The sequence below is a fragment of the Thermosynechococcus sp. PKX82 genome, from assembly GCF_031583255.1.
Lineage (GTDB): Bacteria > Cyanobacteriota > Cyanobacteriia > Thermosynechococcales > Thermosynechococcaceae > Thermosynechococcus.
On the sequence record NZ_CP134169.1, the window covers coordinates 1499447 to 1521234 of the forward strand.

The following is a 21788-nucleotide window of genomic DNA, read 5'->3' on the forward strand; positions in this document are numbered from 1 at the left end:
ACGGCGTTTACCCTAAGTTGATCACTGCCTGCTATGGTTCAAGAGCGTAGTCTGCCCTCTTTGTCCATTCCCCAAACCACGATTACTCGTGAGCAGGGGTTAATGCTCTATGAAGATATGGTACTGGGGCGCACCTTTGAAGATAAGTGTGCCGAAATGTACTACCGGGGGCGGATGTTTGGCTTTGTCCACCTCTACAACGGTCAAGAGGCAGTCTCTACAGGTGTAATCAAGGCGATGCGTCCCGATGATTACGTGTGCAGTACCTATCGCGATCACGTTCATGCCCTGAGCGCCGGTGTTCCTGCCCGTGAAGTAATGGCTGAACTCTTTGGCAAGGCGACGGGGTGTAGCAAAGGCCGGGGCGGCTCAATGCACCTCTTTTCTGCTAAGCATAATCTCTTGGGGGGCTTTGCCTTTGTCGCTGAGGGGATTCCAGTCGCAACGGGGGCAGCATTTCAGACGATGTACCGCCGTCAGGTGATGGGCGATGCCAAGGCCGATCAGGTCACCGCTTGCTTCTTTGGTGATGGTGCCAGCAATAATGGCCAGTTCTTTGAGTGCTTGAATATGGCAGCCCTCTGGAAATTACCCATTCTTTTCGTGGTGGAAAATAACAAGTGGGCGATCGGTATGGCCCATGAGCGTGCCAGTTCCGAAACAGAAATCTACAAGAAGGCCAAGGTCTTTGGCATGGTGGGTGAGGAAGTAGATGGCATGGATGTGCTGGCGGTGCGTACAGTGGCTGAGGCAGCGATCGCCCGCGCCCGTGCCGGTGAAGGCCCCACCCTAATTGAAGCTTTGACCTACCGTTTCCGAGGGCACTCCCTTGCCGATCCCGATGAACTGCGCTCCAAAGAAGAGAAAGAATTTTGGCTGAAGCGCGATCCGATCAAAAAGCTGGGTGCCTACCTCGTGGAGCAGGAACTGGCCACTAGCGAAGACCTGCGTGCCATTGAGCAAAAAGTACAAGCGATTGTGGATGATGCTGTGGCCTTTGCCGAGGAAAGTCCTGAGCCTAAGCCCGAAGAACTCTACGACTACATCTTTGCAGATGAATAGGTTGGGTCGCTGCCAGCAACGGGGGCATTGCCCGAAAAATAGGACAATTTTGCAACAGGAGCAAACTCACGCGGTAAAACGGTTCGGACAATCTCGGACAAAGCAATATCCCACTGTTGGCCAAGTCCACTGAACACTAGGAAACAAATGCCTAAGAAGCAACCGCAAACACAAATAAGTGGAATTTGGAATGCTGCAGGGGGCTGGGGTGTTGTCTTTTGGTAAACACTCGTCTGGCGAAATGCGCTGAGGGGCATAGCTCACAACGACAGTTCTAGGGGAAACTCGTGTTTAAGAGAACATTATTTAAAGATTAAGGGATTATAACCTAGCCCCACCCCCCTACAGCCCTTGGCTGATCCCAGTCTCAGCAACGTCAAGAATATATTTTTATCAATGAATAAACCATTGCTGGGTTTGTTGACTAGGATAGTCACTAGAATAAAAGGAGCTTTCCCTAGAACATTGGCATGTTGTTGACTCCTCCTTTGTTTGCCTGGCTGGATGGTCTCTGGGATGGGGTATTCTCCACCCAGGGGATCATGATCATGCTGCTGATGGGCTACGCAGGGGCGATGTGGCTCTTTTTGTCCAGTGCCCCCAAGGTCTATACGATCATGGTCTCGGATTTGGAGCACGCGCGGCAGTTCTACGAGCAGGAGTTGCATTTGCCGATCGCTGATGTACCGCTGCACTACTACTACAACTATGAGCAAACCCTTGGCGTGGCTTCGATGGATCCGCTCTATGTGCCCTCGGCCTTGAGCTACAGCAGCCCCAAGCGCCCCAGCCCTAGTGATGGGTTGTGGTACCAACTCAAGAAAAATACGCAACTGCATGTCATTAGTGGTGCCAGCAAGGGGGAACGCCACCGTCAGCGCCATGTCTGCTTTGACCGTGAGTGCCTCGAACTCCTATTACTGCGGATTCAACGGCGGCAGTTGCGCTACAAAATGCGCAGCGATCGCCCCCTCAATTTCCTTGTCAAGGACTACGACGGCACCGTGATTGAAATGGCAGAAATTTCGGCGCGGCCATGACAGACCTCCAAGAACTCCCTAGTCGTGGTCATCTCTTGACGGAGCAGATCAATCCCGCCAGCCAGAATCTGGATCAGCTCACTCCCTTGGAACTAGTTGATCTGTTTAATCAGGAAGATGCCCAAACGCTGCGGGCGATCGCCCAAGCCCGCGAGGCCTTAGCCCAAACCATTGCCGCCACAGCAGTCCGCCTCCGCCAAGGGGGACGCCTCTTCTACGTTGGTGCCGGCACCAGTGGTCGCTTGGGGGTTTTGGATGCTGCGGAATGTCCACCCACCTTTTGTACACCGCCCCATTTGGTTCAAGGCATTCTGGCCGGCGGTGAGGCTGCCCTTGTGCGCAGTTCCGAAGGCCTTGAGGATCGCTACGAAGATGGCGCCGCCGTGGTGGGCGATCGCCAGATTACTGCCCAAGATGTGGTGATGGGTATTACCGCTGGCGGAACCACTCCCTATGTTCATGGGGCACTGGATGCAGCGCAAGCAGTAGGGGCACTTACGGTCTTTATGGCCTGTGTTCCCTCGGATCAGGTACAGCGGGCTGCCGACATTGACATTCGCCTACTGGTGGGGCCTGAACTCCTTGCTGGATCCACCCGTTTGAAAGCCGGTACTGCCACAAAAATGGCACTGAATATCATTTCCACGGGGGTGATGGTGCAGTTGGGCAAAGTCTATGGCAACCGCATGGTGGATGTGGCGGTCACCAATCGTAAGCTCTTGGATCGTGCCCTGCGGATTCTCACGGATCTCACGGGGATTGATCGCGCAGCAGCAGCAGCTCTCCTCGAACGCAGTGGCTACCAAGTGAAGCGTGCCCTGCTCATGTACTGGACAGGACTGGATGCCCTTGCCGCTCAAGCTCTACTCGATCAACACAATGGCCAACTGCACGCGGCCAAAAGTGCTGTCCTGAACCCCTAAATGCCCACTTTGAAGCCAAGACCGCGATTATTGCGGGGTTCCTCAAACTGCCTGTACACCTTTGGATCGGGGCGAGTAGGCACAGGCGAAATCTCTAGGCTGTTTTCAATCTCTGCCATATTACTCGCAGGTGGGACAGCATTGGGGTTTGCCGCAGGATCGGGGGCTGATTGCAGTGCCGATCGCAACTCGGGGCTAACTTGAATCGTGCCAATGGCAGCGGAATTAGCAAAGACAGGTACAGCAGGCAGCATACTGGCAATTACTATCCAAGGGATTGAGGAGAAACGCATAGTAAAGAATCCTCAAGGGGGTTAGAAATTAAGCACTTAAGAACCCCTAACTGCGTTGGGAGTATTCTCTATGTTTTCTATTTTAGGGCAGCCACCTCTCCCTTGGTTGCCGCAAGGGATCCCTTCTGTGGTGGCAAGATAACAATAGGACGGAGAGAGAGGGATTCGAACCCTCGGTGAGTTGCCCCACACAGCATTTCCAGTGCTGCGCCTTCGACCACTCGGCCATCTCTCCACGTTTAGGCAGTTCTACTATCCTATCAGAAGTCCTGTGTCTCTGCTGCATCCCATTGCCCAAGCCAGTTTTGCCATCATTGATCGCGAGATCGGTCCTCACCCTTTTGATGCCCCAAGCTATGCGATTTTGCGGCGAATTATCCACAGCACGGCAGATTTTGAGTTTAAGAACCTGCTGGAGATTTCGCCGGGGGCGATCGCCCACATGACACAAGCCCTGCGCTCAGGTGTGCCGATTATTACCGATGTGGCCATGGTCAGGGTCGGCATTCAAACCATGGTCAGCCGTACCTTTCAGAATCCGATCATTACCGCCCTTGACGATGGCAGCCACACCGCTCCCGATCAAACCCGCAGCGAAGCAGGGATGATCCGCGCTTGGCAACAGTGGCCCGATGCCCTGTTTGTGGTTGGGAATGCGCCAACGGCGCTCCTTGCCCTGTGCGATCGCCTGCAACAAACCCGTGTACCGCCGGCGGGCGTCATTGGTGTCCCGGTTGGCTTTGTCAATGTTGTAGAGTCAAAAGCAGCCCTTGCCCAACTGCCCGTGCCTCAAATTCGCGTTGCCGGTCGCAAGGGGGGATCGCCTGTGGCGGCAGCGATTGTGAATGCCCTGCTGGAGTTGGCCGATAGCAAGGAGTCAGTGTGACCCCGATTCATGTGGTGGGCATTGGCCTAGAGGGGCTGGCAGGGTTGGGAGAAACAGTTCAGGAAATTATTCGCACAGCGACGCTTTTGGTGGGGAGCGATCGCCATCTTCAGTTGATTCCCCATGGAGACGCCCGCCGCTTGTCTCTACGGGACTTTAACGCCAGTTTCAAGGCGATTCAAACCCACTTGGCAACAACCCCGAACCCCCAAGTGGTCATTCTCACCAGTGGCGATCCCCTGTTTTACGGGCTGGGACGCTGGCTGCTCGAAGTCTTTACTCCCGATCAGTTGACGTTTCATCCCCACCTCAGTGCGGTGCAGTTGGCCTTTAGTCGGCTCAAGCTCCCTTGGCAGGATGCCGTGATCTACAGTGCCCATGGTCGCGATTTAGCGGGGTTGGTGCCGCTGTTGCAGCGGGGGGTGGAGAAAATTGCCATCTATACCGATGGTGAGGCTAATATTGCTGCCATTAGCCGCTTATACCAAGCATTGCACCTGCCTGTGTCCTATCGGGCGTGGGTGTGTCAGGCCTTGGGTAGCGCAGACGAAGCCATTCTGCCGTGGGACTTAGCCCAACCAGTGACAATGCTTCCGCCGGTACATCCGCTGAATTTGGTGGTGCTCCTGCGTCAACCCCAGCACCTACCCCCTCGGGAACAGCCCGTTTTTGGCCTAGGGGATGATCAATTTTTCACCTTTGGCGATCGCCCCAGCTTGATGACAAAGCGGGAAGTGCGGGTATTGGCCTTGGCGGAACTTGCCCTCACCGGCACTATCGAAACCGTTTGGGATGTGGGCGCCGGCACCGGCAGTGTCGCTGTGGAAATCGCCCGCCTTGCCCCCCAAGCCACCATCTATGCGATCGAGAAAACGGCGATTGGCTTTCAACTGATTGAGCGCAACCGCAAGGCTTTTGGTTTGACCAATCTGATCCCAATCCAAGGAGCAGCACCCCAGAGCCTCAGTGGCTTGCCGCAACCGGATCGCGTGTTTATTGGCGGCAGTGGTGCCCAATTACTGGCCAATCTCGACTATTGTTGGTCACACTTGAAAGCTGGCGGCCGGTTGGTGCTGGCGATCGCCACCCTCGAACACCAAGGCCAAGTTCTCCACTGGTGTCAAACCCAGCAAATCAGCCCGCAAGTGCTACACGTGCAACTCAGCCGCTCCGTTCCCTTGGGTCAAGGCCACCGCCTCCATCCCCTCAATCCAGTCACCCTCATCACCCTGAGTCAGGGGTAAAAATAGCCATCGGGATAAACCGTGGTGCGATCGCACACCGCAGCCGACAGATCAACACCCGTTGCCCGAAAAAAATTACACCGCTGTACCTGGGCTGCCGTTAAATCTGCCTGCTCTAAATTGGCCTGTTGCAGGTTGGCCCCTTGGAGATTCGCTTGTCGCAAATTGGCATAGCGCAGATCCGCCCCCTGAAGATTAGCGCCTTGCAGGTTTGCCCGTTCCAAATTGGCCGATCGCAGGTTGGTGCGGACAAGGTTGGCTCCTTCAAGATCTGCTGCCGCAAGGTTCGCTTGATACAACTGAGCATCCCCTAATTCACTGTGGCGTAGATTGGTGGCAATCGCTTGAATTCGATTCAACTGGCAATAGGGCAAATAGGCATTTTCCAAATTACTCTCACTGAAATCGGCATCACTGAGGTTGGTGTCAAAAAGGCTCAGACCCGTCAGATCGCTGCCCCGAAAATCTCGTTCCCCCGCTGCATAGGCTGCCAATAGTTCCTCATTGCTGAATTTGGCCATAATGGTATAAAGAGCGTTGTACTGTGACTAAGTATTTCTACCTAAACCTTTTTGACTGTAGGGGGATTTATTGAGGAAGTTCATTTTATTTAATGGTTTCTTAACTTGGTGAGGCACCACAATGGGGTTTCAACCGCTTTCCTTGGCACAGCATTACCACGAACGCACCAAGTACGCCCCTGAGACCTTAGCCCAACAGGCAGCACCGCTCGATTTTAGTCGCCAGCCCAGTCCCTGCAAAACCTATCCTCTTGGTCAGTCCTTCTCCCTCAAGCCGTTTTTAGAACCTGAGCAGGGGGCAGCCCACCCCCACTGGCAGCGACTCTCACGGTTGTTGTACTGTACCTATGGCATTACTGGGGTGGTTCCCTATCCCGATCAGCCCTTTTATATGCGGGCAGCACCTTCTGCCGGGGGGCTATATCCAGCGGAAATCTATCTCCTCACTCGCAACGACACCGCCGTTCCCGCTGGCATTTATAACTACCAAGTGAAAGACCATGCCCTTGTGCAGGTGTGGCAAAGCTATTCTTGGTCAGCCCTACAGGCCGCTTGTCTTTGGCATCCAGCGCTAGAAAGGACGCACATTGCGCTGATCGTGACAGCCGTCTTTTACCGTTCCGCTTGGCGTTATGGCGATCGCGCCTATCGCCGCATTTGCCTCGACATTGGGCACCTCTTGGGGAATGTGGAACTGGCCGCCAATATCAATGACTTTCGCGCTCACTTCATTGGTGGTTTTGTGGATGCCCAAATGAATGAACTGCTTTACCTTGATCCAGAACAGGAGGGGGTGTTGGCGGTGGTTGCCCTTGCCAATTTACTCGAAGTGGGCGAAAACTTGTCCACGTTCCCCGCAGTGTTGGCCTCCGCCACCTGCTATGACTATGGGGCGATCGCCAGTGGCGAGCTACTGAAGGCTTACCATCGTGCCAGTGCCCTCACCAATAGTGACGTGATCTACGGCATGGCCAAAGTCGAGGAGACCACCGTTCCCAACCTCAGTGCTCAAGAGCCAACTGACCCCCCTGCTAGCAAGTACAACTTCCCCTTTGGTCTGCGGGTGAGTCTCAGCAAAACCATCATTGACTGGGAAACCAATCTAGCCGCTCTCCAGCAAACCATTCTGCAGCGGCGCTCGACCCGTCAGTACAGTGGCCAAGGGATTGAAGTGGATCAACTGGCTGCCCTGCTCACCTTTGCCTACCATCCTCAGGACTACCGCGATCAAGGCCTAGATGAAGCCCCTAGTTTCTTTGACCCGACATTGGTGGAAACCTTTATTGCCGTGACGCGGGTCAAGGATCTAGAGGAGGGCTGCTACTACTATGCTGTGGCCGAGCATGAGTTACGCCAAATTCGCTTCAAGAACTTTCAAGAGCAGTTGCATTTCCTCTGCCTCAATCAAGACCTCGGTCGCGATGCCGCTGTGGTGATTTTCCATACCGCCAATCTGGAGCGGGCGATCGCTCGCTATGGGGAACGGGCTTATCGCTACCTCCACATGGATGCTGGCCACCTTGGACAGCGGATCAATTTGGCTGCCACCGCTTTGGGGCTAGGGGTCAGTGGCATTGGCGGTTTCTTTGATGATCAGGTCAACGATCTCTTGGGCATTCCCCCGCAAGAAGCGGTTCTGTACATTACCACCGTTGGCAAAGCAGCGTGACCCTCACCACCCGTGGCCACTACAGTATCAAGGCTCTATTGGACTTGAGTTTGTTACCCAACTATGGGCCTGCCTCCGTGCGCGCCATTGCTGAGCGGCAAAAGATTCCTGCCCCCTATCTGGAAAAACTCTTGATTGAATTGCGGCGGGCTGGCTTGGTGCGATCGCTGCGAGGCGTCTATGGGGGCTATCAACTGGCCCGTCCCCCGGCCGCCATTTCCCTGCGGGATATCCTTACTGCCGTTGGTGAATCGCCGACCCCCCTGTTTTTGCATCCTCCCCAACCGGAAGATGGCACAGCGGATTGGGTGACCTTGAGTCTCTGGCAACGACTCCACCAAAAACTTCAGGATGCCTTGGCCAGTATCTCCCTTGAGGATTTATACTTTGATGCCCGTAGTTGGCAAGCGGCTCAAGGGGATGGGGCAACGTTTGTCGTCTAGGCGATCTAGGCTAAGGGCATCCCAGAGTGGGGGGAGACACCCATGTCAGCACCAACCTACCCCAAAGCATGGCTGATCATTCGCGAACGTGGTTTGCCGAAACGGGAAGTTATTCTCAGTCCCGATCGCCAGTGGACGATTGGTCGCCAACTGGATTGCAATATTCTCCTCAAAGATACCTACGTCTCGCGAGTGCATGCCGTCATCAACGCCTTTCTCTTTAAGGGGCAGCCCCTCTATTTCATTAGTGATTACCACAGTCGCAATGGCACGCTCCTCAATGGCCTGCCAATTCAGCACAGCACCCTCCTCCACCATGAAGATGTCATTTGTGTGGGTACCACCCTCATTGTTTTTTACTATCCAGACATGTTTAAGGAGATTTCCCTCGATGAGCGCCCCAAACTGAGCAAACGTTCAACCGGCAGTCTGCCTTGGGTTGGCTAGGGGTTTGACAGCCACAGGGGATAAATTTTATGATGAAAAATTGTTGAGTTTGCACGGAACAGGTTTTCCAAGAGGCACGCATCCCCTCACCTGCACGGCAAGGAGTTTTTTAGTTTCTATGGCATACGCAATCATTGAGACCGGTGGCAAGCAACTGCGCGTTGAAGCCGGGCGCTTTTACGATGTGGAGCGGCTCCCCGTCGAGCCAGAGGGCACAATTGATCTAGAACGGGTGTTGCTGGTGCAAACCGATAGCCAAGTCCACGTGGGTCAACCCTACGTTAGTGGTGCGGTTGTCTCTGGTACGGTGATGGGGCACCGTCGCGGCCCCAAGGTGATTGTCTATAAGATGCGCCCGAAAAAGAAAACCCGCAAAAAACAAGGCCATCGCCAAGAACTGACCCGCATCATGATCAACGAGATTCGTCTTAACGGTGAATCCCTAGGAGGTTAACATGGCACACAAGAAAGGAACAGGTAGTACCCGCAACGGTCGTGACTCCAATGCCCAGCGTCTGGGTGTCAAGCGCTTTGGTGGTGAAGTGGTTAAGGCCGGTCACATTCTTGTACGGCAGCGGGGGACAAAGTTTCACCCCGGCGCCAATGTCGGTCGCGGCAGTGACGATACTCTTTTTGCCACGATCGCGGGTGTGGTCACCTTTGAGCGCTATGGCAAAAATCGCAAGCGCGTGAGTGTCTATCCCCTAGTCGAGGGCTAAAACCACTCCTCGATAAACATTCAAAAATCATCTAATTGGGTCAATCCTCTGGGTTGGCCTTTTTTGTTGTCTTAGTCAATGACTCTCCTAAGGAAGTGTTGACCCGATTATTGTAAATTTCTATGAACAGCTTGCTTTAAGGTCGAGAAATTGTTAAATTAGATACAGAAATAAATCGTTCATCTCTCGCAGGACATCAGTAAACGCTTTTCAGACCGAGTTTAATTGTCAGCGTTGTACCTTCGCGAGGGACGGAAGTAGGGAAACAGATCCCGAAGGAACGCGCCTCAGCCAGTCCACCTTGTAATAAAAATGGGGCGAAAATTATGACGACTCTTACTTATCGCGGCGTTCAATACAACTACGTTCCTCCAGCGATCAACACCCAAGCAACGGATGTCGTGGCCAAGTATCGCGGTAGCACCTATCGTGTGGCTGCTCCGACAAATCCACCGGAAGACTCCTTAAAAATCATGACCTATCGGGGTGTCAAGTATCAAAAAGGTAAACAGCCCGCTGGTGTTCCCGCTGCGCGCTTGGCCGATAATGTGGCTTCTGTGCCCATGACAGCAACGGTTAACGAAATGGCTCGCTCCTTGGCGATGGCACATCATGTGATGATTAAAAGCCGTGAACAAACCCTCCTTGCCCGGATGGCAGAAGCAATCGGCATGCCGGTGACGGCAGCCCACTACTGGAACCAAATCCAAGGGAAAATTAACCCCGTCTTTGGTGCCACCTACGATCGCTCCCCTGTGGCGCTGAGCTAAGGCAGCAATGACACTGGGTTGAAGTGTTGAGTTGAGTCAGTAGGAAAATAACGAGGGAGTCAGGTCATTCTTGGCTCCCTTTTGCTGTGGGCATTAACCCCGCCGATCCCAGGGCCCCCAAATGGCAAAGGTCATCCCCGGATGGTAGAGATTGACAAACATGGTTTGGCCGTCGGGTGAGAAGCAAACCCCCGCCAGTTCTTGATCATTGAGGGCATTGCGCGCAAAGGTGTATAGCTCTCCTTGGGGGGTGATACCAATGAGGCGATTAATGGCATCGTCGCCATCTTCGCAGCAAATGAGGTCTCCCCAAGGGGCCATCGTCAAGTTATCGGGATAATCAAGAACCTCTTTGCCGGGGGACTCGACAAACAGCTCAATCGTGCCACCATCTGCTGCGGTGCGACCGGGGCGGTATCGCCAGATTTGGCCTAGCCGCTTTTCACCACCACTGGTGGCTGTAAAGTAAAATTCGCCATTGTGGTAGCAGAGGCCTTCACCGCGTACAAATTGGGCTGCCCCTTTGTCGTAGCCCTCATAGCGCACGGTGTCGAGGGGGGGGTCAGGCTGGGTGATATTTACCCATTCCACTTCAAAGGGTTTGCGCAGGGGAAAATCCTGACCGGTGTTAATTTTCGGGTAGCGTTTGATTTTCAAGGCTTGGAGTTGGCCGCCAGCAGCAAGGTTGGTGGGTTCCTTGGGAATAAAGCGATAAAAGAGACTATCGCCGCGATCCTCTGTTTGATAGACGATATGCGTTTGCGGGTCGATGGCGATCGCCTCATGTTGAAAGCGCCCCATTGCCTTGAGGGGAACTGGCGTCACGGGGCCTTGGGCACTGATCGGTACTTCAAAGTTGTAGCCGTGGCGTTTTTGCACCGGACCGCGGTTGGCAGGATGTTCGGGCGTGGAAATGGTTTCCTCGCAGCTAATCCAACTGCCCCAAAGGGTTTTGCCGCCACCACAATTGCGCGAGGTACCGGCCAAAGAAACGTAATGCTTGAGGAGTTGCCGATCTTTGCTCACCACGAGTGTAGTGGTGCCGCCGGGGGCAATGGGGTCATACATCCGCTCCTTGGGAGCCACCACCCCCTGAAAGGCACGGGGTAGCCCCGGATACATCTCATGGTTGCGCACAAGGATGGTCGTGCCATCGGGGCCGGGGAAGGCGGCCATGCCATCATGGAGCGTCGGGACGGGGGTACCATCACTCAGGCGATCGCCCAGCTTGGAAAATACCCGATACTGAAAGCCTGCCGGCAAATCCAACAGGCCATTGGGATCCTTCACCAAGGGGCCAAATCCGCGTGTGGTCAGCAGTTCACCTTGGGCGGCCCGTTGATAGAGAAGCTGTAATCCTTGGGGAAACAGTGCTGCCCCCATACCGGCGGCGGCAAGGGTGAGGAAGCGACGACGTTGCAAACCCATAAAAAACCCATGTAAACTGCACAACCAACGGCTAAAAGCCGACCCCTATTGTCTTACTGCAAACTTAGGAAGTTATTCAAGGGCATTTTGTGGCCGATTGCAGATCGCTTGCTAAAATAAAGTCATAATGAGTTTGGATAAGTCAATGCGAGTGATCGATTTGCCCCTCAATGCCATTCGTCGTCCCCTGATTCGGCAAACGGATCCTGCAAAAGTCGCAGCGTTGATGGCCTCCATTGCGGAAATTGGCCAGCAGGAACCCATTGATGTCCTTGAAGTCGAAGGGCAGTACTATGGCTTTTCGGGGTGTCATCGCTACGAAGCCTGTCAACGGCTCGGACTGCCGACGATTCGGGCACGAGTCCGCCGGGCGCCCCGTTCGGTACTGAAGCTGCACCTTGCCTAGGCATCTTGTCAGATTCGCCTCAGTATGGGATTCTAGCCAATTAGCCCCTCTAGGATAGCGATCGTGACCGGTGTACGCCTTGAACAACTGACCAAGGTCTATCGCGACCCCCAGCGCGGGCATGATGTCACGGTGCTGCAAGGGATTGATCTGAGGGTCGGTGCGGGCGAGTTTTTGGTGCTGGTGGGGCCTTCGGGGTGTGGCAAAAGTACCCTGCTGCGGCTGATTGCGGGTTTGGATGAACCAACCACGGGCACAATTTGGGTGGGCGATCGCGTGGTCAATGGTTTACCGCCCAAAGCGCGGGACATTGCCATGGTTTTTCAAAGCTATGCCCTCTATCCCCACTTGACGGTCTATGACAACTTGGCCTTTGGCTTGCGCCGTAACGCCCAGATGAATGGCCTCCTCCCCGCCCCCATTGAAGCAACTTTGACGCGCTGGACGCGATCGCTCCCCAAACCGCTGCAACTGTCTTTTCCCCGCGAACGCATGATTCACCAGCGGGTGATGCAGATTGCGCAGATGTTGCAAATTGGTCACTTGCTCTATCGCTATCCCAAACAACTGTCGGGTGGTCAGAAGCAGCGGGTGGCCCTCGGACGAGCCATGGCTCGCAATCCCCAAGTGTTTTTGATGGATGAACCGCTTTCAAACCTTGATGCCAAGCTGCGCACCGAAACCCGCGCTCAAATTGTCCAACTGCAGCAGCAATTGGGCATCACAACCATTTATGTGACCCATGATCAAACGGAAGCAATGACGATGGGCGATCGCATTGTGGTGCTGCACCAAGGTCAAATCCAACAAATTGCCAGCCCCCTCGACCTGTATCAACGCCCTGCCAATCGCTTTGTCGCTGAGTTTATTGGCTCACCGCCAATGAATTTCTTAGCCGTGACCCTCAACCAAGGGAAGATTCAGTACCACCATTGGCAGTTGTCCTTGAACCCGCCCTTCCCCTCGACAGCGAAGGCATGGTTAGGGATTCGTCCAGAACATTTCGCGCTGGCCACCGCTGAAGAGACCGATGTCCTGCCCGTTCAAGTGGATCTCGTGGAAGCCCTTGGCCATGAAACGGGCTTGACGGTTCACCTCTGTGCGACAGGAGAAACGTTGCGGGTGCGCTTACCAGGACAACAGCCGATTCAGCGGGGCGATCGCCTGTATTTGCGTCCTGATCCCCAGCATTTCCACTTCTTTGATGAGCAAACGGGGCAGCGACTAGAACCATGAGCCAACGCCTGCAAGCCCGCCTCGCCATGGCCGGCATTACCCGCAAGAGTCAACTGCGCCGTAAAGGATTTACCCGCCACCAAGCCAATGCCATTTGGTCAGGGGAGCTGCGTCGCTTGCGCCTAGAGACCCTCGAACACCTTGCCCAGGTTCTGGGGGTGACGCCCTTGGAGTTTTGGCAGTGGTTTTATGGTGAAGCGTCCCCTGAGGCTGCCCTGCAACACCAAGCCCTTCAGATTCTGGAGCCGTTTCTGCGTTTCTGGCCCACTGCCGCCTACGCCGCTAGCCAAAACCCCACTGCCCCCGCCCAGAGAATTTTGCCCCTTGTGAAGCCGGTGTTTCAACTCCTCGAGCAGTGGGGGATTCGGTTGATTGGTGAGGTTGGAGCCTGTGTTCCCTTTGATCCGCACCAGCACCAAAGCGATCGCGTGCCCTTAGAGGAAGGCACCCCTGTGCGCATTACCCATGCGGGCTATTGGTGGGGCGATCGCCTGCTCTTTCGGGCGGTGGTGACGCCAGTAGATACTCTTGGACAATCTGCCCCCTCAGCACATGCTCCTGAATCACCCGCTCAATAACTGCTGGCGTTGCCGAGTGATACCAGACGCCATCGGGATAGACCACTAAAATGGGGCCCTGTTGACACACCCGTAGGCAATTGGCCTTTGTGCGAAAAATACAGCCCTCTGGGCGCGGTTGATCCAAGCCCAATTCCTTGAGGCGTTTTTTCAAATACTCCCATGCTTCTAAACCCACTGCCTTGTCACAGCACAGGGGTTTGGTTTGATCAGCACATAGGAATAGATGCCGCTGAATGTGATCAATGCCGAGAGCTGCTACTTGCTGCGCTAACGAAGGAGATGTCATAGTTGGCTTTTTCTAATCTGCAACAAGGGTTTCTGGTGTTGGTAGCACCATTGAGGACGTGGGGGAGGGTTGACGCCGATTCCATTCAATGTCGGGCATTTCCTCAAAAGCTCGCCGCAGGGAGGCCTCCCAGAACTGCCGCACCTTCGACAAAAAAGGATCACCCAAGACAAATTCGGCGCGGTGACAGATCTGAAAGCTATCGGTGCGGTACATGATCAGGTCAAGGGGAGGGCCGACGGAGATATTGGATTTCATCGTTGAATCAAGGGAGAGCAGTGCATACTTTGCCGCCGCATCTACCGGCGTATCGAAGCGCAACGTGCGGTCTAAAATCGGCTTGCCATATTTTGTTTCACCAATTTGAAGAAAGGGAGTTTCGGGGGTCGCTTGCAGAAAGTTGCCCTGACTGTAGATCAGGTAGAGGTAGGGTTCCTCGCCACGAATTTGCCCCCCCACCAGAAAGGTGCATTGGTAGTCAATGTTATCTTTGGCCAACCAAGGGCGATGACTATCGGTGACCTCCCGCAGCTTACCACCGACATAGCGGGCTACCTCGTACATATTGGGCAGCGAGTTGAGACTGTGCTCCAACTGACCCTTGAGATCACGACGAATGAGCGTGAGCACTTCCTGAGTAATTGAAAGGTTACCAGCGGTACAAATGACAATCACCCGCTCCCCCGGCACCGAAAAATCAAAGAGTTTCTGATAGGTGGAAATGTAATCCACCCCCGCATTGGTGCGAGAGTCTGCCGCCATCACCAGACCCGACGTGGTGAGAATTCCCAAGCAATATGTCATTTTGCCTATGCTCCGCCAATAACCAAGCACTATAGAGTGTATAAGGGATTTGCAGCGATCGCTACGGACGCTGGGCATTGGAAATTGACCTGATCATCCGATAGGGTAGGGTTCGGTGTCACAGCGAAGTTTGCAGCGATGTCAGCCATTCTAGAAACCCTTGCCCTGATTCTCCTGCTGGGATTCTTTGGGGGTCAGTTGGCACGGCGACTAGGGGCACCGGCCTTGATCGGCATGATTCTCGTGGGGATTGTCCTCGGGCCTGCAGCCTTGAATCTGTTGCAAACCGATGTCCTAACGGCAGCCCCCACCTTCCGTACTGTTGCGGTGATGGTGATTTTGATGAAGGCGGGGCTGGGCTTGGATCGTCAGAAGTTGGCACAACAGGGCACGGTGGCGCTACGCCTCGGGGTATTACCCGCACTGTGTGAAATGGTCGTTGTGGCTGGGGTGGCGATGCTGCTACTGGGATTTGATTTGCGCCAAGGGCTATTGTTGGGGGCGATCGTGGCACCGGAGTCCCCGGCTGTCATTGTGCCGGGCATGCTACGGCTAAAAAGTTTGGGCTGGGGCGTGGACAAGGGGATTAGTGATGCGATTCTCTCGGGCAGTGCTATTTCCGATGTAGTCATACTGGTGCTGTTTAGTCTGCTGATGGGGTCTGAGCATAAGGGAGGATTCCTAGGGGCTTTGCCGCCCGCCTTGGGGGTGAGTGTGCAGGCACTCCTTGAAATTGGTGGTGGCTTGATCGTGGGCTATGGCTTGGCCTGGGCGCTGGTCTTTTTGTTGGTCAAGCAAAACTGGAGTCAAAATCGGGTGCAAACAACCCTCGTGGCAGCAGCAGTGGCCTTGGGAGCGGTGGGCTTGGCCGATCGCCTGCCCTTGTTTTCCGGCTACCTTGCGGTGATGAGTGCCGGCTTCTTCTTGATTGAGATGGATGCCCCCCTAGCGCGGCAATTGCGGGGCGGCTTTGATGTGCTGTGGCAGGTGGCAGAGATTTTTCTCTTCGTGCTGTTGGGTGCCAGTGTCCAGTTAGGGGTGTTGCAAAGTTCCCTCGGTGTGGGTTTGGTGATTTTGGCGGTGGGTACCTTGATTGGGCGGGGCATCGGTTGGTATCTTTCCACCCTTGGCAGTCATTGGACACTCTCCGAACGCCTCTTTTTGCTGCCGGGGAATTCCGCAAAGGCAACGGTGCAAGCGGCGATCGGTGCTTTACCCTTATCCGCTGGGGTGGCGGGGGGTGAAACGATGCTGGCGATCGCGGTTCTCTCGATCCTGATTACGGCTCCCTTGGGGGCATGGGCAATTCCCACGTTTGCACCAAAGCTCCTGCAAAAGGGCGAGGTGGATGCCACCAAAGTTCTGCTGCAACCACGGGTTGTGCTCTTAGCACCGGTGGATGTTTCGAGTGTCACCCCCTACGTTCTCCAAAAGACGGCGGAATTAGCGCGGCGTGCTGATGCGGAAGTGATTGTGCTCCATGTGCAGGATGTTCCTGATCCCAAGGCAGTGGCCACACTCCAAGCCCAAGTCAAGCAGTACCTCGCAGACATTCGCTATCGTTTCATTGTGACCGCTGGCCCAATTCCCCAAGCCATTTTGGATACGGCAACCCTCTACAACGTGACCGAAATTATCCTTGGCAAACATGGTCAAGGGGGTCTGAAGCGCGTGCTCATGGGATCTGTGTGCCAGAGTATTCTTGAGACCTCAACCCGACCCGTGCTGATTGTGGAGGAACCCCGCTCGTGATCCCTATGCATCCCCGATTGCGACCGGCCTTAGCTGTCAGTTTGGGTGCGATTCCGGGGGCCTTAAGCCGCTTTTTACTAGAGGCCTATTTGGAACCCTATCTTACGGGTAATGTGCCCTTTGCTACGCTCGTCGTCAATGTCACGGGTTGCTTTCTGCTGGGGGTGATTGCTCCCCTTGCCTTTGCCCGCACCTTTGTCCTGCATCCCGATTTGCGCTTGCTATTGACAACGGGGTTTATTGGTTCCTACACAACCTTTTCATCCTACGAGTTGGATAACGACAAGCTCTTGGGAATCACAGATGCGGCAGTCGAGGGTTTTTACTGGCTCGGCAGTACAGGGCTGGGATTATTAGCACTGGAGTTGGGCAGCCGCCTAACGCTGCGGAGTCTAGCCCATTGGGAGAAGTGGGATGATCGCACCTGAGAGTGTATTGGCCATTGCCATTGGAGCGGTGCCCGGTGCCTTGGCCAGATATTATGTGGGTCTGTGGAGCGATCGCCGCTTTGGCACCCTTGTCTTCGGTACCCTGAGCGTGAATCTCATGGGTGCCTTTCTTATGGGCTTTTTGAGCCATATTTTAGTCCGTTGGGAAGCACCGCTGTGGCTCAGCCATGGCATCACCGTCGGTTTTTTGGGATCTTTGACCACCTTTTCTACGTTTACCCTCGAGGTATCGAACCTGCGCCGTGAAGGCTACCCCCGCATTGCGTGGCTGTACTGGCTGAGTACGCCTATCCTCGGGTTTCTCTGTGTGGAAGCCGGCATTGGCCTCTCCCATTGGATGTAGATCAACGGCTAGCTGCCAATACTGGCCAGTAGCTTCGCTTCCTCCTCCTTGGAAATGAGGCGGCCTTGGTTTTCGTAGTCGGGAATTTGGTCAAAGTAGAGGTAGCGATAGAGATCCGCTGCAAAGGGATCAATTTTCCGCGTCACAATCTCTAGGTACTCCTCGCGGGTGGGAATGCGCCCCAGTAGGGCACAAACTGCTGCTAGCTCTGCGGATCCCAGATAGACCCGTGCCCCTTTGCCCATGCGGTTATTAAAGTTGCGGGTGGAGGTGGAGAAAACCGTGGTGTGATCAGCAACGCGGGCTTGGTTGCCCATGCACAGGGAGCAGCCCGGCATCTCCATGCGTGCCCCAGCAGCGGCAAAAATACCGTAGTAGCCCTCTTCGCGCAACTGCTGCTCATCCATGCGGGTGGGGGGTGCAATCCAGAGGCGCACCTTCACCGCCCCCTCTCCTTCCAGTACCTTGGCAGCGGCACGGTAGTGGCCAATATTGGTCATACAGGAGCCAATAAAGACCTCCTGCACTGGATCGCCGGCACATTCGGAGAGGGTTTTGATATTGTCGGGGTCATTGGGGGCAGCCACAAGGGGTTCCTTGATTTGATCTAGATCCACCTCAATCACATCGGCATACTCGGCATCCGCATCCGCCGAGAGGAGACTGGGATTGGCCAGCCATGCCTCCATCTTTTTCACCCGCCGTAGAATCGTACGCGCATCGCCGTAGCCACGGGCCACCATATTTTTCAGGAGGGCTACATTCGATCGCAGGTAGGTTGCCACCGTTTCTTCACTGAGTTTAATCGTGCACCCTGCGGCCGATCGCTCCGCTGTGGCATCGGTCAGTTCAAAGGCCTGCTCCAGTTGCAAGTGCGGCAGCCCCTCCATTTCTATGATCCGTCCGGAGAAAACATTCTTTTTATTCTCCTTGGCAACGGTGAGCTTACCCTGCTGAATGGCCACATAGGGAATGGCATTGACAATGTCCCGCAGCGTCACCCCCGGTTGCAACGCACCTTTGAAGCGCACGAGCACCGACTCCGGCATATCCAAAGGCATCACCCCCAAGGCCGCTGCAAAGGCGACCAAGCCAGAACCTGCTGGGAACGAAATACCCAAGGGAAAACGGGTATGGGAATCGCCCCCCGTGCCCACGGTATCCGGCAGCAGCATGCGGTTGAGCCAAGAGTGAATAATGCCATCTCCCGGTCGTAGCGAGACGCCCCCTCGCGAGGTCATAAAGTCCGGCAGTTCTTTGTGGGTTTTGATGTCAACGGGCTTGGGATAAGCCGCCGTATGGCAGAAACTTTGCAAGACCAAATCCGCACCAAAGCCAAGGCAGGCCAGCTCCTTGAGTTCATCGCGGGTCATTGGGCCTGTCGTATCTTGGGAGCCAACCGTTGTCATGACCGGTTCACAGTAGGTGCCGGGGCGGACGCCGGGGAGACCACAGGCTTTACCGACAATCTTTTGCGCCAAGGTATAGCCCTTACTGCTCTCAACGGGGGGCTTGGGACGAGTAAAGAGGGGACTGGGTTCTCGGCCAAGGGCAGCCCGTGCTTTGTCGGTGAGGGTACGCCCAATGAGAAGGGGAATGCGCCCCCCCGCTCGCACTTCATCCAAGAGGGTCTCGGGTTTGAGGGTAAAGGTACTGATGACCTCCCCCGCTGCATTGGTGATTTCGCCGCGGTAGGGGTAGATCGTGATCACATCCCCCATATTCATGCGGGTAACATCGCACTCAATGGGCAGGGCGCCGGAGTCCTCCATGGTGTTGAAGAAAATGGGCGCAATTTTGCCACCGAGACAGACGCCCCCTGTGCGCTTATTGGGAACGTAGGGAATGTCGCGACCAATGTGCCAAATCACAGAGTTGGTGGCGGACTTGCGGGAGGAACCGGTGCCAACCACATCCCCCACATAGGCAAGGGGGTAGCCCTTTTGCTTCAGTTCGGCAATGATTTGCAGTGCCCCCGGCAAGCGGCTTTCCAGCATCACCGTAGCGTGCAGCGGAATATCGGGGCGGGTGGTGGCATGGGGGGCAGGGGAAAGATCATCGGTATTGGTTTCACCGGCGACCTTAAAAACGGTGACAGTAATGGCCTCCGGCAGCGGATCACGGCAGGTAAACCAATCCCCATTGGCCCAGGATTCCATCACCTGACGGGCGTAGGGGTTGCCTTGGTGCATCAGGTCTTGGACATCGTGAAAGGCGTCATAGACCAAGAGGGTATGGCTGAGGGCAGTGGCCGCCGCACGGGCAAGTTCTGGGTTTTCATGGCGCAGCAGCTCAATGAGGGATTGAACGTTGTAGCCCCCCAGCATTGTCCCTAGGAGTTCCACCGCTGCAACGGGAGTGATGAGGGGACTGGTGAGTTCTCCTTTGGCGATCGCCGTCAAAAAGCCGGCTTTAATGTAGGCCGCTTCATCGACACCGGGGGGCACGCGATCGCGAATCAGGTGCAGTAGGTAGTCTTCCTCTCCCGCTGGGGGGTGTTGCAGTAGATCACAAACCGCCGAGGTTTCTGCCGCCGTCAGGGGCAAGGGGGGAATGCCCAAGGCAGCACGTTCTTGGGTTTGCTGACGGTATTGGCTGAGTACGGTTGTGTCCACGCTCTGCTGACCTCAATTCGGATACAAGGGAGAACAAAATCATTTAAGTGCGGATCTAGATTTTAGAGTACAGATTCCCCTTTGGGGGTTTGGTTGCCTTTGCTACCCTTGCCCCTATCGCCAGTCCCGCTGTAACTCTTCAGCAACGCGACGGTAATCCGCTTGAGCTTCCTTCGCCTGTTTGCCCTTCCATTGGGTAATGGGTACGCCGTCGAGAGCCGCCCGTTCGTGGGCTTTGTAGGCGCGGATAAAGGAGTGACAGGCTGCTACCCCCAACTGCAAGAGCGTATTTTGGGCTTCGAGGGCTTCATTGACACAGCGGGGATCAACGCGGGTGAGCAGGACGCGGTGGGGAACGTTAGACGGTTGCACCACTTGCTTCACTGTTTCAATGAGGGCGGCAAGGTCAATGGGGGCGGGGGGGGTGGGCAGCACCAGATAGTCGGCGATCGGTACCACCGCTGCTAGGGCACTGGAGGCTAAGGCCGGCGGCGTATCGACAACAATCAGGTCATAGCCAGAAAGCTGGCGTACCCTGCTGAGGAGTTTGGGGTTAAGCTCCTGGGCGAGATCGAAGCCCATGGATTGGCCACTGCGTTGAAACCACCACGTGGCTGAGGCTTGGGGATCCGTATCCACCAACAACACCCTGTACTGCTCGGCATAGGTGGCTGCTAGGTTGATTGCCGTTGTGGTTTTACCAACGCCTCCCTTGCCATTGAGGACAGCCAGCAGACGGGGTTCAGCCAAGGCCCTATCCTCCTAAAACTGCCGCAGAAAGCGCAAATCGCTGGTGTAGAAGCGGCGAATATCATCAATTTGATGCAGCACCATGGCAAACCGCTCCACACCGAATCCGGCAGCAAAGCCCGTGTAGACCTCTGGATCGTAGCCGACATTTTTGAGCACAGCGGGATCCACCATGCCACAGCCCATCACCTCTAGCCAGCGTCCCTGCCACTGCACATCCACCTCCGCCGAGGGTTCCGTAAAGGGGAAATAGCTGGCTCGGAAACGAATGGGAACATCGCCAAAGAGTGCCGCCAGAAACGTCGTGACGGTACCCTTGAGGTCGGTAAAGGTCAGCCCCTCATCCACTGCCAAAATCTCAACCTGATGGAACACAGCCGCGTGGGTGGCATCCTCCGTATCCCGCCGATAACAGCGGCCGGGAGCAACAATGCGAATGGGCGGATCATTGAGTTCCATGTAGCGAATCTGCACCGAGGAGGTGTGGGTGCGCAGCAGATTGCCATCGGGCAGGTAGAAGGTGTCCTGCATGTCGCGCGCCGGGTGATCTGCAGGTGTATTCAGCGCCTCAAAGTTGTAGTAGTCAGTTTCCATTTCGGGGCCATTGGCAACGGTATAGCCGAGACCCACAAAAATATCGAGGATGCGGTCAATGGTGCTATTGAGGGGATGAATGTGCCCTTGGGGACGATAGACGCCCGGCAGGGTGACATCAAGGCTTTCAGCCGCCAGTTGCGCAGCAATTTTTTCGGCTTGCAGGGTTTCGCGGCGGGCTTCTAGTTCTTGGAGCAGTTTTTCCTTGAGGGTGTTGGCGAGGGCACCAATGGTGGGGCGATCGCTAGGGGGCAGTTTGCCCATAAGGGCGAGAATTTGTGAGAGTTCGCCTTTTTTGCCCAAGTAAGCCACGCGCAGTTGCTCTAGGGTATCGAGGGTGCGGGCTGCAGCGATCGCCTGTAGGGCTTTGGCTTCTAAATCTTTGAGTTGTTGGCTGAGCCGATCACGATCAAGGGTGGGGGTCGTCATGGCAAAATGCAGTTGCGGGGTGCACAAATGGCAACAATTTCGGTCAAGATAAAGCATTCCCACCTGTTGGGAATAAGCCTTGATTATAACGCTATGCC

At 55.1% G+C, this 21788-nt stretch carries 25 protein-coding genes, 1 tRNA gene and 1 riboswitch; of the genes, 17 read left to right on the plus strand and 9 right to left on the minus strand.

Annotated features, from left to right (window positions below):
* The first annotated feature begins 33 nt into the window (after positions 1 to 33).
* The 3 genes from pdhA to murQ all read left to right on the plus strand — a co-directional run bounded on the left by pdhA (position 34) and on the right by murQ (position 3025).
* The gene (pdhA, locus tag RHH53_RS07415; RefSeq protein ID WP_206199607.1) at positions 34 to 1062 is read left to right on the plus strand and encodes a pyruvate dehydrogenase (acetyl-transferring) E1 component subunit alpha; all 1029 of its coding nucleotides are present in this window, start codon (positions 34 to 36) and stop codon (positions 1060 to 1062) included.
* A 470-nt stretch (positions 1063 to 1532) separates the two neighbouring features.
* Positions 1533 to 2102, plus strand: coding sequence for a glyoxalase-like domain protein (locus tag RHH53_RS07420; RefSeq protein ID WP_206199608.1), 570 nt, complete (start codon positions 1533 to 1535; stop codon positions 2100 to 2102).
* Positions 2099 to 3025: an N-acetylmuramic acid 6-phosphate etherase gene (murQ, locus tag RHH53_RS07425; protein ID WP_310743603.1), complete on the plus strand. Its 927-nt coding sequence runs from the start codon at positions 2099 to 2101 to the stop codon at positions 3023 to 3025. The genes RHH53_RS07420 and murQ overlap by 4 nt, the downstream gene beginning before the upstream one ends.
* On the opposite strand, the gene RHH53_RS07430 is transcribed toward murQ, so the two are convergent.
* Together RHH53_RS07430 and RHH53_RS07435 are read right to left on the minus strand one after the other, a co-directional pair.
* Complete coding sequence (locus RHH53_RS07430; RefSeq protein ID WP_206199610.1) at positions 3022 to 3318, minus strand: hypothetical protein; 297 nt, start codon at positions 3316 to 3318, stop codon at positions 3022 to 3024. The two genes, murQ and RHH53_RS07430, sit on opposite strands and share 4 nt — an antisense overlap.
* A 150-nt stretch (positions 3319 to 3468) precedes the next feature.
* Positions 3469 to 3553, minus strand: a tRNA-Ser gene (locus RHH53_RS07435).
* A 36-nt stretch (positions 3554 to 3589) separates the two neighbouring features.
* Here RHH53_RS07435 and RHH53_RS07440 point away from each other — a divergent pair.
* Together RHH53_RS07440 and cbiE are read left to right on the plus strand one after the other, a co-directional pair.
* A complete protein-coding gene (locus RHH53_RS07440; protein WP_310742831.1) occupies positions 3590 to 4204 on the plus strand; it encodes a cobalt-precorrin-8X methylmutase in 615 nt (204 codons plus the stop codon).
* The gene (cbiE, locus tag RHH53_RS07445) at positions 4201 to 5448 is read left to right on the plus strand and encodes a precorrin-6y C5,15-methyltransferase (decarboxylating) subunit CbiE (RefSeq protein WP_206199612.1); all 1248 of its coding nucleotides are present in this window, start codon (positions 4201 to 4203) and stop codon (positions 5446 to 5448) included. The genes RHH53_RS07440 and cbiE overlap by 4 nt, the downstream gene beginning before the upstream one ends.
* Here the strand turns inward: cbiE and RHH53_RS07450 are convergent.
* Positions 5439 to 5969, minus strand: a complete 531-nt coding sequence (locus RHH53_RS07450; protein ID WP_206199613.1) for a pentapeptide repeat-containing protein — start codon at positions 5967 to 5969, stop codon at positions 5439 to 5441. The genes cbiE and RHH53_RS07450 overlap by 10 nt on opposite strands.
* Before the next feature lie 121 nt (positions 5970 to 6090).
* On the opposite strand from RHH53_RS07450, the gene RHH53_RS07455 reads away from it, so the two are divergent.
* The 6 genes from RHH53_RS07455 to RHH53_RS07480 all read left to right on the plus strand — a co-directional run bounded on the left by RHH53_RS07455 (position 6091) and on the right by RHH53_RS07480 (position 10017).
* A complete protein-coding gene (locus tag RHH53_RS07455; protein WP_310743604.1) occupies positions 6091 to 7638 on the plus strand; it encodes a SagB/ThcOx family dehydrogenase in 1548 nt (515 codons plus the stop codon).
* The gene (locus RHH53_RS07460; protein ID WP_302676304.1) at positions 7635 to 8081 is read left to right on the plus strand and encodes an Rrf2 family transcriptional regulator; all 447 of its coding nucleotides are present in this window, start codon (positions 7635 to 7637) and stop codon (positions 8079 to 8081) included. The genes RHH53_RS07455 and RHH53_RS07460 overlap by 4 nt, the downstream gene beginning before the upstream one ends.
* A 42-nt stretch (positions 8082 to 8123) precedes the next feature.
* Positions 8124 to 8528: an FHA domain-containing protein gene (locus RHH53_RS07465; protein WP_302677943.1), complete on the plus strand. Its 405-nt coding sequence runs from the start codon at positions 8124 to 8126 to the stop codon at positions 8526 to 8528.
* Positions 8529 to 8646: 118 nt separating this feature from the next.
* Positions 8647 to 8982, plus strand: coding sequence for a 50S ribosomal protein L21 (gene rplU / locus RHH53_RS07470; protein WP_206199617.1), 336 nt, complete (start codon positions 8647 to 8649; stop codon positions 8980 to 8982).
* Between the two features lies 1 nt (position 8983).
* The gene (gene rpmA / locus RHH53_RS07475) at positions 8984 to 9247 is read left to right on the plus strand and encodes a 50S ribosomal protein L27 (protein ID WP_310743605.1); all 264 of its coding nucleotides are present in this window, start codon (positions 8984 to 8986) and stop codon (positions 9245 to 9247) included.
* A gap of 174 nt (positions 9248 to 9421) precedes the next feature.
* A riboswitch (Glutamine riboswitch) is annotated at positions 9422 to 9534 on the plus strand.
* A gap of 39 nt (positions 9535 to 9573) precedes the next feature.
* Positions 9574 to 10017, plus strand: coding sequence for a DUF4278 domain-containing protein (locus tag RHH53_RS07480; RefSeq protein WP_206199619.1), 444 nt, complete (start codon positions 9574 to 9576; stop codon positions 10015 to 10017).
* A gap of 93 nt (positions 10018 to 10110) precedes the next feature.
* Here RHH53_RS07480 and RHH53_RS07485 read toward each other — a convergent pair whose 3' ends face one another.
* On the minus strand, positions 10111 to 11445 hold the full coding sequence (locus RHH53_RS07485; protein WP_310454230.1) for an alkaline phosphatase PhoX: 1335 nt from the start codon (positions 11443 to 11445) through the stop codon (positions 10111 to 10113).
* Between the two features lie 145 nt (positions 11446 to 11590).
* On the opposite strand from RHH53_RS07485, the gene RHH53_RS07490 reads away from it, so the two are divergent.
* The 3 genes from RHH53_RS07490 to RHH53_RS07500 all read left to right on the plus strand — a co-directional run bounded on the left by RHH53_RS07490 (position 11591) and on the right by RHH53_RS07500 (position 13665).
* A complete protein-coding gene (locus RHH53_RS07490) occupies positions 11591 to 11851 on the plus strand; it encodes a ParB N-terminal domain-containing protein (protein WP_206199621.1) in 261 nt (86 codons plus the stop codon).
* 63 nt (positions 11852 to 11914) lie between these two features.
* The gene (locus tag RHH53_RS07495) at positions 11915 to 13087 is read left to right on the plus strand and encodes an ABC transporter ATP-binding protein (protein WP_310743606.1); all 1173 of its coding nucleotides are present in this window, start codon (positions 11915 to 11917) and stop codon (positions 13085 to 13087) included.
* On the plus strand, positions 13084 to 13665 hold the full coding sequence (locus tag RHH53_RS07500; protein WP_302677945.1) for a helix-turn-helix domain-containing protein: 582 nt from the start codon (positions 13084 to 13086) through the stop codon (positions 13663 to 13665). Before RHH53_RS07495 ends, RHH53_RS07500 begins: the two co-directional genes overlap by 4 nt.
* Here the strand turns inward: RHH53_RS07500 and RHH53_RS07505 are convergent.
* Together RHH53_RS07505 and RHH53_RS07510 are read right to left on the minus strand one after the other, a co-directional pair.
* On the minus strand, positions 13547 to 13954 hold the full coding sequence (locus tag RHH53_RS07505) for a ferredoxin (protein WP_149820658.1): 408 nt from the start codon (positions 13952 to 13954) through the stop codon (positions 13547 to 13549). The genes RHH53_RS07500 and RHH53_RS07505 overlap by 119 nt on opposite strands.
* 12 nt (positions 13955 to 13966) lie before the next feature.
* Positions 13967 to 14758: a proteasome-type protease gene (locus RHH53_RS07510; protein WP_190278070.1), complete on the minus strand. Its 792-nt coding sequence runs from the start codon at positions 14756 to 14758 to the stop codon at positions 13967 to 13969.
* A 138-nt stretch (positions 14759 to 14896) separates the two neighbouring features.
* Here RHH53_RS07510 and RHH53_RS07515 point away from each other — a divergent pair, with 138 nt between their 5' ends.
* From RHH53_RS07515 to crcB (RHH53_RS07525), 3 genes are read left to right on the plus strand one after another with little or no spacing between them, the layout of a single operon-like run.
* A complete protein-coding gene (locus RHH53_RS07515) occupies positions 14897 to 16510 on the plus strand; it encodes a cation:proton antiporter (protein WP_310743607.1) in 1614 nt (537 codons plus the stop codon).
* Between the two features lie 5 nt (positions 16511 to 16515).
* A complete protein-coding gene (gene crcB / locus RHH53_RS07520) occupies positions 16516 to 16938 on the plus strand; it encodes a fluoride efflux transporter CrcB (protein ID WP_206199624.1) in 423 nt (140 codons plus the stop codon).
* Positions 16925 to 17302, plus strand: coding sequence for a fluoride efflux transporter CrcB (crcB, locus tag RHH53_RS07525; RefSeq protein ID WP_310743608.1), 378 nt, complete (start codon positions 16925 to 16927; stop codon positions 17300 to 17302). Before crcB (RHH53_RS07520) ends, crcB (RHH53_RS07525) begins: the two co-directional genes overlap by 14 nt.
* Positions 17303 to 17310: 8 nt before the next feature.
* Here crcB (RHH53_RS07525) and acnB read toward each other — a convergent pair whose 3' ends face one another.
* From acnB to pheS, 3 genes are all read right to left on the minus strand, one after another.
* Positions 17311 to 19917 (minus strand): bifunctional aconitate hydratase 2/2-methylisocitrate dehydratase, encoded by a 2607-nt coding sequence (gene acnB, locus RHH53_RS07530; RefSeq protein WP_310743609.1) that lies wholly within the window; start codon positions 19915 to 19917, stop codon positions 17311 to 17313.
* A 114-nt stretch (positions 19918 to 20031) separates the two neighbouring features.
* Positions 20032 to 20667 carry a ParA family protein gene (locus RHH53_RS07535; protein WP_190278069.1) on the minus strand — a complete coding sequence of 212 codons (636 nt, stop codon included), beginning with the start codon at positions 20665 to 20667 and terminating at the stop codon, positions 20032 to 20034.
* A gap of 12 nt (positions 20668 to 20679) precedes the next feature.
* A complete protein-coding gene (pheS, locus tag RHH53_RS07540) occupies positions 20680 to 21690 on the minus strand; it encodes a phenylalanine--tRNA ligase subunit alpha (RefSeq protein ID WP_302676283.1) in 1011 nt (336 codons plus the stop codon).
* Positions 21691 to 21788: the final 98 nt, after the last annotated feature.